Genomic DNA, 13,041 nt, shown 5'->3' with positions numbered 1-13,041 from the left:
GATCAAATGAAATATAGGCTGCTTATGCAGCCTTTTTTGTACTTACTATTGGAGATACCACTAATCCTCGCGGCAGACCTCAGCAATCATACGCAAACGACGCTGTGGCTGGGCTACAAACGGGTTGGCGCTATCCCATGCGTACCCGGCCAAAATAGAGCAAATCATCTGTTTTATCTTAGGCTCCGGTTTTTCATGAAAAATCACATCTTGCAGTTCACCGGTATACCAGCCTTCCACATACGCACGAAACGTATCGACCCCTTTCATTAAAGCATCCGCATAATCACGTTGCCAATCAACAGCTTCTCCGTTGAAGTGTTTGATCAACAGATCCGTGGCCAGCTCTGATGATTTCATCGCAATAGTCACCCCCGATGAAAAAACAGGATCCAAAAACTCACCCGCATTACCAAGCAAGGCAAATTTATTGCTGCACAATGTAGTGACATTGGCAGAATAACCGCCAATCTCACCTACAGGGTTGGGGTACTCAGCCTTATCTAACAACGAGCGTAACCCTGGCTCTTCACTTACCAGTAGCTTAATAGCTTCAACTGTGTTGTCTGGGTATGCTTCAAAAAAAGCAGGTTCACCCACAACACCGAATGAACAGGTACCGTTGCTAAATGGGATCAACCAATACCACACATCACTATTCTCAGGGTGCACAGAAATCAAAATTTTATTACGATCATAGTCCTCGTTGGCTGGCATCGTCGTATCAATATTATCAACCACATGAGTGAAAATCGCTTTACGCTCTGGCAGACACGATGGCTCTTCCAACGATAATAGACGCGGTAACACACGTCCAAATCCGCTAGCATCAAGTACAAAATCAGCTTCTAATTGATATGTCTGCAGATCCGCATCAAGCACGGTTAAAATGCTGATATCATTGGCCATATCTATTGCAGTCAATGAATGCTGATATCTGATTTCCACGCCTTGTATTGCCGCTTCATCGGCCAAAACTTTATCAAACTGTGCACGCTGTACCTGAAATGTGGTACCTGCCCCAGAAGTAAATTTTTCAGTAAAATTAAAGCTAGTGTACGCGCCTTTACGTCGAAATGCCGCACCATCTTTAAACTGAAAACTGGCAGCATTAACTGCCGACTCCATGTTGGCTTTCTTGAGCACTTCCATGCATGCTGGCAGCAAACTCTCACCAATTGAAAACCGAGGAAACACACTTTTTTCGAGCACAACGACATCAATACCCTGCTGATGCAACAAAGCAGCAGCCACAGTTCCTGAAGGCCCGGCTCCAATTATGGCAACCTGTGTACGTTGTTTTTCTATCAACTGCTTTTCCTCTCTAGAACAAATAAGTAATAACTGCAATCACTGTACTTTCTCACACTATCGGCAATATTCAGCAACATCGTATCAAATTGTATTCTTGCCTATAAGACGAATCATTGTTAGGAGTAAAAAATGTTTACAGATACGCCTTCGATACAATGGCACGAAAGAATTTACTGATTTTCTCATTTTTTTGAGATCGATTTCATTTCCTCTATCGTACGATTTGTTAAGAGAGGGAGAAATAATAATGAAGTATATTTTGTTGTCTGTACTGTTCCTATATCTGCAAGGTTGTGCAAATAAAGCCTTTTTCTCACCATCCCAAGCAGCATCATTCAATCCAAATATACAATGGTTACCGTCATCCTCAGGCAGTAGCATTGCTTATCTGTGGCTCCCAGCAAATCCAACGCCCCCAGTAAAAGGTATTGTTGCTCACTTTCATGGCAATAGCGGTCACATGGAGGCCACTAAAGAAAAAGTAGATTGGCTTTCAGAGCATGGTTACGATGTGATGGTGTTCGACTACTCTGGGTTCGGCCACTCCTCCGGTAAAGTCAGTGATGAAGCTGCCTATTACGATGCCATCACAGTACTCCAATATTTAGCAACGGTACGCAGCGACACACAATTGCCGTTGTTTGTAATAGCCACCTCGACCGGAGGCAACATTTTCATGCGTGCTCAAGCCGATTATCCGGTAGCAATTGATGGCATGATCATAGACTCCTCCTTCACTAGTTATATCAATGAGGCTGAGTACATACTTAATAAAGGATTTCTAGGAAATTGGTATTCATGGCTAGCCCATGTCGTCATACGAGATGACTATGCAGTTGCTGATCGAATTACAGCAATACCGGAAACCAACAGTCTAGTGATTCATTGCGAAAGTGACAGTGTTGTACCAATTGCTTCGAGTGAAGCAATACACAACCAATTACTTGGTAATAAACATTTCTGGCGCTTTAGTGATTGTTCACATGCACGAGCAATGACCAATGAATTTCCTGACAATCAGCAACGTATAGTTGAATGGCTAGAACAATCAGTGGAGGAGTGGAAAATGTTTTGTACTCCTAAAAGTGTAATTGTTGGTTAGTGGTGAATGGGTAGGTGTCATTGGTTTGTACTCAACAAGGCTTTGGACAAAAATCAGTCTGATCGTTTCGTCATTTTTTGTTATCAATTTAAAACTCTATTCCTCTTTCTACACTTGTTCCTGTTCTTTCACACAATTACTCAGTGGCAACTAGTACCACTGAGTTTATGATGATTTTTATGACATAGCTAAGGCTATGATTCTTGAACAACTAAGCCGTTGTTTTCAGCCCAGGCAGCGAAGCCACCTTCAAGGTTTTTCACCGGACCCAGCCCCATATCAGAAGCCTTTTTGGCCGCATACAGTGAACGCAGTCCATGTGCACAATAGAACACATAGGTTTTGTTCTGAGCAAAAATCTTATGGTGTACAGGGCAATCCGGATCAATCAGAAACTCCAGCATCCCTCGTGGGCAGGTAAATGCCCCGGGAATGACGCCATGCTTTTTACGCTCTTCTGCCTCCCTGACGTCGACAAAAATATAGTCATCATGGTTATAGAGTGTTTTAGCCTCTTCAATGGAAATATCATTTATGAACCGATACGCTTCTTCTTTTAGCGCTTTGATCCCTTTAGTAATGTTTTGTGACATGTCTTTTTTCCGTAAAACTGATCGCTGCAGTTGATCTTTCTGTGAGTTGCAGGATTCATTTATTGACTATTAAGCCGTTGTTATTTGGTAAATTGGGCCTAGTGCCCATAGGTGGTCATCTCTGGTCGGAAGAGAGTTAAGTGCTACGACTAGAAGCAGGCTCGGTAAGCTCGCCATTTTTGTTAAACAATCCCTCAAGCATCAGGGTAATTGCGCCGTCACCGGTCACATTACATGCTGTTCCAAAGCTGTCCTGCAGTGCAAATATGGCAATAAGCAGCGCAACACCGGCCGGGTCAAACCCGAGGACACCAACAACGATCCCCATTGAGGCCATCACGGTGCCGCCCGGCACACCGGGAGCGCCGATAGCGAAGATACCAAACAGCAGAACAAATACGGCCATGGTACTAACTGGTGGGATAGCTCCGTATAACATCAGAGAGATCACCATAACAAACAGGGTTTCTGTCAGCACTGAGCCGCAAAGGTGAATCGTTCCGCCCAGCGGCACCATAAAGTCTACCGTTTCTTTGCTCAGCACCTCAGATTTCCGAGCCCCATTTAAGGAGACAGGAAGTGTTGCTGCACTGGACATGGTGCCGACCGCAGTCAAGTAGGCCGGACCATAATGTCTGACTACTTCCCAAGGGTTCTTACCTGAAATAATGCCTGCAATGGTATAGAGCACAATCAACCAGATGAGGTGACCGGCCAGAGCCAGTAATACCACTTTGAGAAACACCGGCAGTTGCTGTGTCAGCGTGCCTTCATAGGCCAAGCCAGCGAATGTCGAAGCAATAAACAGTGGAAGTATCGGGATCACGACAGACTTAATGACCTTCATCATCATACGTTCAAATTCATTCAGCGCTTTTTCCATCAACTCCGCTTTTGTTCCCAGCGCCGTCACCCCAAGCAGAATAGCCAGTACTAAGGCTGACATTACCGACATCACCGGCGGAATTGAAAGCTGGAAGCCTGCCTCCGGCAACTCATGAAGCCGCTCAATGGTGTCTGGAACAGAAAGGTAGGGGATAACTATCAGCCCTGCGATATAGGCAAAGCTCGCTGCGCCCACAGCCGACAAATAGGCGATGCCAATACCAGCTCCCAACATTTTGTTGGCGTTGTATTTGAGCTTGGTAATGGCAGGTGCAATAAAGGCAATAATAACCAAAGGCACGGTATAGAAAATAAACTGTCCGAGTACGTACTTAACGGACATAATCACAGACATTATGCCTTCACTGGCAGACAGGCCCGCGATCGAGCCTACTACGATGCCCAACAAAAGCTTAATGATCAGTGACCATTCACTTTTACTATGTTTTTCTGATTTCATGATGATTACTTGTCTGGTTCTCTTATGTTCTAGATAGGAGCCTGAGCTTTAACGCAGGATTCCGCTTATCGCGCCCAGAAGCAGGCGAAGTGATTCCTCTATTTGCTCTATGGATGCCGCAAAATTCATTCTGTAGTAATTTTCGTCTGGCTCTCCGAACCAGGTTCCCGGCGTCAGCGCCAACTTTGCTTCATCAGCCAGCAAAGCTTTGAGTTCTACCGAGTCTAGCCCCAGGCCGGAGAAATCAAACCAAATCTGGTTAGTTCCTTCAGGTTCAAACACCTTCACTTGTGGCAGGTGTTCACGCATAAAACTCACGATCCAGTTACGGTTGTTTTGGGTGTACTTAAGAAATGCCTCGAACCAAGCTTCACCATGTCGGTACGCCGCTATGGTCGCGTAGGTCGTGAATGCGTTGCCATGATCCAGTGACATGGAAGCTACGGTCGCTTTAATCCGATCTTTCAGGGCCGATTGATCAGTGTAGATATAACCGTTGGCGATACTGTTCAGACCGAAGTTTTTCGCGGGTGAACCAATGATGGTGATAGTTTGATCATAATCCAGAGAAGCGATACTGGTGAATACAGAGCCATCGAAGACGATATCGGCATGTACTTCATCGCTTACTATTAGCGTCTGGTACTTCCTGGCAATGTCTACCAACTTTTCCAGCTCGTGTTTGTTCCATACTCTTCCGACCGGATTATGCGGATTACACAGCAGCACAATTTTGACGTTCTCATGCTGTAACTGGTGTTCAAACGCCTCAAAATCCATAACGTAGTGCCCGTCCTCGATTTTCAGGGTATTGCCTACCGCCTTTCTCCCTGCCGATTCAATTAATCGGCGAAACTGGTGATAGACCGGCGTCTGGAGCAGAATGCCGTCACCAGTCTCGGAGAATTCCCGGATCAGCAGAGCAATTGCACTCAACACTCCCGGTACCTGGACAAACTGATTGGGATTCAAAGCCAGGCCATGCCTTCTTTGGTTCCAGTTTGCTATCTCCTTAAATACCGTTTCTGAATCAAACTCGTAGGAATAGGTTTCCCTATGTACCAGTTCCTGCATTGCCTGGGTGATGGGAGAGGCGATCGGAAACTCCATGTCTGCTATCCAATATGGAACAACATCATCAGTGCCGTAAATCTGCTTTAGCATCTGGCTGTCATTTTTAATAAATTTACTCGGTGCGTCTTTGTACTCTGGTTCAAATTTAAACATGCTTTTCTCCGTTTTTACTCTGTCGGTACAAATAAGACGAGAGTTAAAACAAAAAGACGCAAAATTTCCTGTCTCGGAGGATAAATTTTTTTTGCGTCTTATGCCGGGTTTCGCCGTCTTTAATTACAAGCAGCTTATCCGGCTTATGTTTAGTGATGCTGCTGATACTCAGGTAACTTATGGAGACAAGCGTGAAAAAAACTTATCGTGCAATGCAAATAACAAACCCCGGCATTCTTGAATTGGTAGACCGCCCAATACCAACGCCAGGTCAGGGAGAAGTGCTGATTGAAGTTGAGGCATGTGGCATCTGTGGTGCTGATGTTGGTGATATTGAAAATCCAAAGCCCGATCTTGAGGTGCCTCGTGTGCCGGGTCACGAGGTTGTAGGCCGCATTGCGGCAATCGGACCCGGTGCTAGCTCATACTGGAAGCCCGGGCAACGAGTTGGCGTTGGGCGCCTAGGCGGGCACTGCACTCAATGTGAGGCGTGTCGGCGTGGGCAGTTTCAGCTGTGTAGAGAGCAGCCGTTTGTTGGATCAACCCAGGATGGGGGTTATGCTGAGATGATGATTGCACGCGAGACCGGGCTGGTTTCTGTCCCGGACGAACTCGAGTCATCAGAAGCGGCTCCAATCTTGTGTGCAGGGATTGCAACGTTTAACGCACTAAAAAAATCAGGTGCGCAGGCGGGAGATCTCGTAGCGGTTCATGGTATAGGAGGGCTTGGCCACATGGCCGTTCAATATGCACACAAAATGGGTTTTAAAGTTGTGGCTATCGGACGTGGGAACGATATTTCACGAATGGTTGCCGACTTAGGTGCTCATATCTATATTGACAGTGATAAAGAGGACGTCGCCAAAAGATTGCTGGAGATGGGAGGAGCCCAGGCAATTCTATCTACAACGTCAAATTCCTCAGCCATCTCGGCTCTCATTCCAGCTCTTGCTCCTCAGGGGCGAGTTATGCTACTTGGGTTCAGTCATGAGCCTCTGGCGGTCCCGTTTGGACCGATGATCGCAGGAGAGCGGAGTGTTATGGGATCTATTACCGGCTCACCGTTCGAGAATGAGAAAACACTCAACTTTAGCGTTTTGTCCGGCGTACGACCGAAGATAGAAACCATGCCACTGGAGAGGGCCAATGAGGCTTATCAGAAGATGCAATCCGGAGATGCTGAGTTTCGTATGGTGCTGACCATGTAAGCGGAATCAGCTTTTTGCGATGAGAGATTCTGAATACCAAAGCTTCTCCTGTTGCGTTGTCAAGCTACCGGGGCTGGCAGGTGGCCATATTGGCCAGATGTTTACACTCTGGTTCTGGGTAGAAGTCAATGATGCCTTCACGGCCTGACTCGATATTGCAGTAATTTATCAGCAGTTCTTTGAACTGCTGCCTTCCCCTCTGCACCCGGCTTTTTACGCCAGAGAGCGACAGGTTAAGCTTATTCGCAATTTCCTGCTGTGTCATACCCTCCAGCTCTGCTAACGTCAGGGGTACTCGGTATTTCTCCGGCAAACACTGAAGCATCGGGCGCAAACACTGCCCGATCACTAGTAGGTTGGCTTCTTCCTCCGGCACCCTTTCCTCAACCACATCTTCGAATAGTTCATCGTATATTTTCTGTGAACGATAAAAGTCCATGATTACGTTATGGGTGATGCGGTACAGCCAAGACTTTATACTGGATTTGGATTTTAGCTGATGAAAGCTCATGCTCGCCTTAATGTAGACATCCTGCAGAATATCTTCGGTAGCATGGGTATCATCCACATATCTGGCGACGTATCTTCTAAGTTGCTCTTTGTGCTTTAACCATTCAGATAGCATACGCTTCCTCGGGTAGTGTTCTGCATGTTTCGATAGTACTAGAAGTGTGGTATGAAGTAAAATACAGAGCAGATCCTGCTATGTAGACTATCTTCACTTGATTACCCGTACAAAAGAAGCTGAGTGAATAAACAAGTGAGGATCTGCAGAGAATGGCAAAGCTAGAAGAATTTGAATAGTCCTGAAATCTTATAAGTGAAGCAGGTTTGGTGCTTAACGTTCAAGATTGTCCAAACAGAGAATCTCAGATTTTGTCTGTCGCATTACCTGCAACCATCTTACATATACTTATAAGCCTACACTCTAGTTAGATTGAAATATACTATTCATCCATACTGGGCTCGCATGACGCTCACCAAGCAAAAGGTAACTACGTGGTATTCATGAAACGAATTGAGCCACATAGATAAATGAGCTAGAGGCTTTGCTCCAGCTCATTTTATTTGGTTTAGGGGAAATTTGTAAAATAGTAAGCGCTATATCCCGCTATATTGCTGCGCTTCAGATGAGGTGGTTGTCGACACTAGTGTCAACGAATCCAAAATCCCTTTTCCGCTATGGATGCCACCTTCGTTTTCGCTTGCAGGCTTACTGCGGATCAAGTATCCCGCATAACCGTCGTATTGGGTGACAGGCTCACCGTTAAAGTAGGCAGTGAACAGGCCAATCTCACTGACCAGATCCTCCACCAACGTTTGCTGACCATCACGTACCGCAATGGTTGGCTTCTCGCGCTCATGAGGATACAAACGCTGCATCAGCGCCCAGGCATCGTACTCTTCTGGGATTAATTGACTCAGCTTGTCGCAGATATCCTCACCAAATACACAATGGCCGCCGCCTTCGCCCTGATTTTTAAGTACCCACTCTTGCTTGCTCGCTGCTGTGTTAAACCAGTCAATGGTGCCGGTATTGATTGGTTTCATGTCTGCTAGAACACTTTTCACCAATTGTGCCTCTTCAAGGTTAAGCCCCCAACGTGCATATTCATCCACGGGCATCATGGTCAGCAACATCTGCATGGATTTACTGGTTGCCAACTGCTGGCTGATGGTTGCATTTACCGCCACGTGGTGCTGCTCGATGAAGAGCCGGGTTTGGCTTAATGTATGGCAGCAGACCGACTCATTCAGCTCCGGCGCAAAGTAGTCGGTATATTGATAGCCCGCACGGAGATACACAACGTCAATAGCCCCCACACCTTCCAATATCAAGCTTTGGTTGTCTCCCGTTGAAAGTTGGGTGCTTAATTGGTCAAAGGTACGCCTTACGGTACGCAGTCCTAACTTTTGCAGCTCGACTTCAAGCAAATGCTGGTCATACACGTTGTCTTCGTTCTTTTGTACCACCATTAGAAACGTCGGCTTGCCTTGGCCATTCAAGTCCGTTTTAATCTTTCTTGCCGCCGTCGCAATACCGTAAGCAAGCTGCTCCAGCCCAACGTTATCTGCCGGTGTTGCCAAGTTGTCTTCCAACCAATTATGGTAAGTTTCTGGCCATTGGTTCTGCATAAAAGCATGGAACTCAGTCGCACGCTGACCAAACGGCGCCATGCCTGCCGCGATGCCATTAAACTCAATCACTTTTGCACCATGACGTCGGTCATCCATAAAGTCGGTGCGCATCAGAAGTAGCGGCTGGCGTGCAGGTAAGCGCCTGTCATTGATGTCACCGTGCGCTTTTTGGTGCAACGACATTAAACGGCCAAAAAATGGATCGGCTTTGGCCATATCGCTCAGTGTGGTTTGCAAAAAATCGTGGTCTTCCGAGACACTGCTGATGAGCCTGGTGATCAGTGGCGTCACTTTCAGTAGGTGTTCATACACATCACGTTCCATGGTCATTGGTGCAATACTGAACGGACAGTGCCTTGCGGTATTGTCGGATTGCCTAAATGCCACACCATGCATGATGGTCCATTCACAGGCGTCTTCAATTGCTTGCTGAGAAACAAAAGGGGGCTTTTCTGTCTTCATTGTCTTATTACTCTTAAATTCGATGACTCAGGCTGCGGTTGCTTCTGCTATGCCGAGTGTGTTGTTTTGATGTTCGTTTTCTTCTTGCACCTTTTGCGCGAGGTACAAGTCGCGGTAATCACCATCTTGGGCGATCAACTCATCATGTGTGCCGCTTTGCACTACTTTGCCTTTATTCATAACCAGTATTTGATCGGCGCTCTGGACGGTGGACAGACGGTGAGCAACAGTGATGACGGTTCTGCCATCTTGAATGCTCTCTAGTGCCTCTTTCACCGCTTCTTCGGTATCGCTGTCGATGTTGGCCGTAGCTTCATCCAGTAAGAAGATTTTCGGGTCATGAGAGATCGCTCTCGCCAACGCCAATTGCTGCTTTTCGCCAACTGAAAGTGACGCTCCGCCATGACCTGGCTGATGTTCGTAACCGTCTGCTAAGCGCTGGATAAATTTGTGCGCTTTCACCTGCTCTGCCGCAAACATGGCTTTGTCTTTGTCCGGTGTTTCATGCGACAGGTCGATGTTATCCAGCACCGAACCGCTGAAGATGGTTGGGTCTTGTGAGACCAAGCCAAACATCTTGCGAAGCTGAACCTCCGGAAACGATCCTATAGACTGCCCACCTACCAAGATTTCTCCTTGCTGATGCTGATAAAAGCGCATCAGTAGGTTAATCACAGAGCTTTTACCACTGCCGGAATGACCAACAATCGCGGTAAACTGACCGCCTTTCGCGGTAAAGCTCACATCGGACAGTACTGGCTTGCCTTCTTCGTAACTGAAATTCACGTTACGAAACTCAATATCGTGCTGAGCAGATAGCGGTACAAATTCCGTTGGACGGTGCTGCTGCTCCGAGTCATCATCCAACAACTCGAAAATGCGTTTCGATGACACGGTTGCCACCTGCAACTTGTTCAGCTCCATAGACAGCTGACGGAACGGGTCGAAGAAACGTTCGATATAGTTCAAAAACGCATACAGAGTACCCACCTCAACCACAGTACTGAGTGATGCACCGGCAAACCACGCCACTATGCCCGCTGCGGTAAGCGTAGATACCAAACGTGTTAACGGGTTGAGCATCAGACTGTCTATTGCAATAGATCTCTCTCGGAAATCAAACCAACGCTTGTTCTCCTGCTCAAACTTCTCTTTGAAGGCTTTTTCCTGACGAAACGCCTGAATCAACGCCATGCCCTGTAAAGACTCGTTAATCTGACCGTTGATGTTGCTGATTTGCACACGGATGCCTTCAAACACCTGCATAGAGATCTTGCGATACAGATGCATTGTCAGCAACAGTACTGGGATCAACACCAGGCTCAGCAACATCAAGCGCCAGTCCAGCAGCGCGATGGCGATAAAGATCGCACCAATACGCAAACTGCCCTGCACGATGGTTGGGACGGTCGATACAAACATGTTGCGTAAAGCTTCGGTATCATTGGTGATGTATGAAACCAACTTACCCGCAGGCAGCTTGTCGAACGTGCTGATAGGAAAGTTCAATACATGACTAAACAGCTGTTTTCGTACATCATTGACCATCAGCAAAGCACTATGACGAAACAACACCGCCTGCAAATAGGTAAACAGCCCCGATATCGCATAGAAAACTATTACCAAGCCGGTGAGCCACGCTAAGTACTGCCATTCAAACTGCTTGGGTACAATCACCTCATCAAGAATGATCTTAGCTAGCCATGGAATGGCCATCTCAGCACTGACTGCAATGGCAAGCATGATAAACGCCACCACAAAACGCATTTTATGTGGCAGTGAGTAAGCCAGTAAACGCCGAAACAGAGAGGTGTCACCCGCTCGATTGATTTGTGCATCACGCATAACTTTCTCCTGCCAGTTGACACTCACCTGAACCCGGCACGTGTGGTTGTGATATATCTTTCATCGCTTTGCCCAGCTGACTTTGACGCTGATATACGAGGGCATACCAGCCTTGCTTTGCGACCAGTTCAAGGTGCGAGCCTCGTTCTTCAATCTGACCTTCGTTCAACACCAGAATATGGTCCGCTTCGATCAGATTTGGCAGTCGCTGCGTAATCAACAGCACGGTTTTGTGCCCATAGTGTTGTTTCAGGTTCTGGCGCACGGTCACCTCGGTTTTCATATCCAAAGCACTGAACGGATCATCCAGCAGCAGGATGTCAGCATCAGACAGCAGCGCCCTTGCCAAGGTAATACGCTGTCTCTGACCTCCGGACAGATTGGTTCCCCCTTCTCTCAGTTCGGTACTGAACCCATCTGGCATGGCTTCTATTTCATCTTTGATGCCCGCCATCTCAGCCACATGGATAATCTCAACCTCTGAGGCATCCGTCTTACCCAATGCAATGTTTTCAGCGATAGTGCCGGAGAACAAAAACGGCTTTTGTGGTACCCACGCCATTTTGCTGCGCATAGAATCGAAGGTCAGGCTGTCAATCGGATGGCCATCAATGCTGATACCTGACTGCTCGCCCAACTGGAACTGTCTCAATACCAATTGCAACAAGGTACTTTTGCCACTCCCTGTAGGCCCGGTGATGCCGATTAGCCCCCCCGCAGGAACCTCAAGTTTGATGTCTTGCAACGCCCGTCGATTTGCGCCTTGATAAGTGAATGATTTAATTTTGATCTCCACGTTCGCTTTTGCATCCACAGGCAACGTATTGTTCCCTTCCACCACTTCTTGTTGTTCAGAGAAGAGGTTTTCCAGACGCTGCCACGAGGTGCTACCACGCTGAAACACATTGAACTGCCAGCCAAACTGCAGGAATGGACCCAACAACTGACCAAGATAAAGAGTGAACGTAGTAAACAGCCCCACGGTAATGTTGCCCTGACTGATCAACCAAGCGCCGTAACCCAGCGAAATAACAAACGACAGACCGTAGAACAGCTGAATGGTTGGCGCAAACGCAGCGTCTACTTTGGCCACCGACAGGTTTGCATTCAACGTGTCGTCCAGTGTTTTACCAAAGCGTTGTTCCTGACGCTGGCTGATACCATGAGAGCGAACTGCACGAATGCCAGAAACGGTTTCTCGGGTTTCTTCATTTAAATTTGAAAACATCGCCTGCGCACGGCTAAAGGCTTTGTGCAGGTTGGTTCCATACCTGTGAGTGATGTACACCAACAGTGGGAACGGCAAAAGAGCAACCGCTGTCAGCTCGCCACTGACCACGAAAATCATGCCAAAGATCACCGTAAAACCCGCAATCAAGGAATCCACCAGTGTCATAATGCCCATACCGGTTGCTTCTTCTACCGCATTGAGATCATTGGTAGCGTGTGCCATCAGATCTCCCGTGCTACGACGGGAATAAAACGTCGGCGAAAGCACGGAAAACTTATGAAACAGCTCGTGACGCAGCACCTGAGTAATAGCAATCGATGCGCCGTAAAGCCTGCTTTGCCACACGTATCGCAAGCCATACATCGCCAGTGCGGCAAGCAAAATCCCGGCAAGGTGGGTAAGCAGTAAGCTTAAAGTCAGTTCACCAGCGCTGATGTTGTCAACAATTCGACCAATCAGCCAAGACGGAACCAGGTTTAATAATGCAACAATTTGCAGTACCAAAATGGCAATAATGTACTGGCGGGCAAACATTTTCATGTAGCCACGCAATTTCCAAAGAATATTCATGAGTA

The 13,041-nt window shown here is 47.1% G+C and carries 10 protein-coding genes; 2 read left to right on the top strand and 8 right to left on the bottom strand.

The window, feature by feature from the left end:
- Positions 1 to 60 precede the first annotated feature (60 nt).
- Complete coding sequence (locus L4D19_RS04060) at positions 61 to 1,311, bottom strand: NAD(P)/FAD-dependent oxidoreductase (protein WP_428451318.1); 1,251 nt, start codon at positions 1,309 to 1,311, stop codon at positions 61 to 63.
- Between the two features lie 250 nt (positions 1,312 to 1,561).
- On the opposite strand from L4D19_RS04060, the gene L4D19_RS04055 reads away from it, so the two are divergent.
- Positions 1,562 to 2,416: an alpha/beta hydrolase gene (locus tag L4D19_RS04055; protein WP_428451317.1), complete on the top strand. Its 855-nt coding sequence runs from the start codon at positions 1,562 to 1,564 to the stop codon at positions 2,414 to 2,416.
- Between the two features lie 194 nt (positions 2,417 to 2,610).
- On the opposite strand, the gene L4D19_RS04050 is transcribed toward L4D19_RS04055, so the two are convergent.
- The 3 genes from L4D19_RS04050 to L4D19_RS04040 form a co-directional block, all read right to left on the bottom strand.
- Positions 2,611 to 3,009 (bottom strand): rhodanese-like domain-containing protein, encoded by a 399-nt coding sequence (locus L4D19_RS04050; RefSeq protein ID WP_428451316.1) that lies wholly within the window; start codon positions 3,007 to 3,009, stop codon positions 2,611 to 2,613.
- A 136-nt stretch (positions 3,010 to 3,145) separates the two neighbouring features.
- Entirely contained in the window at positions 3,146 to 4,354 is a 1,209-nt protein-coding gene (locus L4D19_RS04045) for a dicarboxylate/amino acid:cation symporter (protein ID WP_428451315.1), read from the bottom strand.
- Positions 4,355 to 4,402: 48 nt separating this feature from the next.
- A complete protein-coding gene (locus L4D19_RS04040; RefSeq protein WP_428451314.1) occupies positions 4,403 to 5,581 on the bottom strand; it encodes a MalY/PatB family protein in 1,179 nt (392 codons plus the stop codon).
- Positions 5,582 to 5,772: 191 nt separating this feature from the next.
- Between L4D19_RS04040 and L4D19_RS04035 the strand changes: the two genes are divergently transcribed.
- Entirely contained in the window at positions 5,773 to 6,789 is a 1,017-nt protein-coding gene (locus L4D19_RS04035; protein WP_428451313.1) for an alcohol dehydrogenase, read from the top strand.
- Between the two features lie 64 nt (positions 6,790 to 6,853).
- On the opposite strand, the gene sigZ is transcribed toward L4D19_RS04035, so the two are convergent.
- The 4 genes from sigZ to L4D19_RS04015 form a co-directional block, all read right to left on the bottom strand.
- Positions 6,854 to 7,414 carry an RNA polymerase sigma factor SigZ gene (gene sigZ, locus L4D19_RS04030; protein WP_428451312.1) on the bottom strand — a complete coding sequence of 187 codons (561 nt, stop codon included), beginning with the start codon at positions 7,412 to 7,414 and terminating at the stop codon, positions 6,854 to 6,856.
- A 476-nt stretch (positions 7,415 to 7,890) separates the two neighbouring features.
- Positions 7,891 to 9,390 (bottom strand): glutathione synthase, encoded by a 1,500-nt coding sequence (locus L4D19_RS04025; protein ID WP_428451311.1) that lies wholly within the window; start codon positions 9,388 to 9,390, stop codon positions 7,891 to 7,893.
- Between the two features lie 27 nt (positions 9,391 to 9,417).
- Entirely contained in the window at positions 9,418 to 11,235 is a 1,818-nt protein-coding gene (locus tag L4D19_RS04020) for an ABC transporter ATP-binding protein (RefSeq protein WP_428451310.1), read from the bottom strand.
- On the bottom strand, positions 11,228 to 13,036 hold the full coding sequence (locus tag L4D19_RS04015; protein ID WP_428451309.1) for an ABC transporter ATP-binding protein: 1,809 nt from the start codon (positions 13,034 to 13,036) through the stop codon (positions 11,228 to 11,230). The genes L4D19_RS04020 and L4D19_RS04015 overlap by 8 nt, the downstream gene beginning before the upstream one ends.
- Positions 13,037 to 13,041: the final 5 nt, after the last annotated feature.

Source organism: Photobacterium kasasachensis (assembly GCF_050336885.1).
Taxonomy (GTDB): Bacteria; Pseudomonadota; Gammaproteobacteria; order Enterobacterales; family Vibrionaceae; genus Photobacterium; species Photobacterium kasasachensis.
The sequence above is the reverse complement of the archived record's forward strand: the minus strand, read 5'-3'. Positions and strand labels throughout refer to the sequence as shown.

What these genes read in the sequence shown, in the direction of transcription:
- L4D19_RS04055 (WP_428451317.1), top strand. Translation starts at nt 1,562, where the DNA reads ATGAAGTATATTTTGTTGTCTGTACTGTTCCTATATCTGCAAGGTTGT.
- L4D19_RS04050 (WP_428451316.1), bottom strand. Translation starts at nt 3,009, where the DNA reads ATGTCACAAAACATTACTAAAGGGATCAAAGCGCTAAAAGAAGAAGCG.
- L4D19_RS04045 (WP_428451315.1), bottom strand. Translation starts at nt 4,354, where the DNA reads ATGAAATCAGAAAAACATAGTAAAAGTGAATGGTCACTGATCATTAAG.
- L4D19_RS04040 (WP_428451314.1), bottom strand. Translation starts at nt 5,581, where the DNA reads ATGTTTAAATTTGAACCAGAGTACAAAGACGCACCGAGTAAATTTATT.
- sigZ (WP_428451312.1), bottom strand. Translation starts at nt 7,414, where the DNA reads ATGCTATCTGAATGGTTAAAGCACAAAGAGCAACTTAGAAGATACGTC.
- L4D19_RS04025 (WP_428451311.1), bottom strand. Translation starts at nt 9,390, where the DNA reads ATGAAGACAGAAAAGCCCCCTTTTGTTTCTCAGCAAGCAATTGAAGAC.
- L4D19_RS04020 (WP_428451310.1), bottom strand. Translation starts at nt 11,235, where the DNA reads ATGCGTGATGCACAAATCAATCGAGCGGGTGACACCTCTCTGTTTCGG.
- L4D19_RS04015 (WP_428451309.1), bottom strand. Translation starts at nt 13,036, where the DNA reads ATGAATATTCTTTGGAAATTGCGTGGCTACATGAAAATGTTTGCCCGC.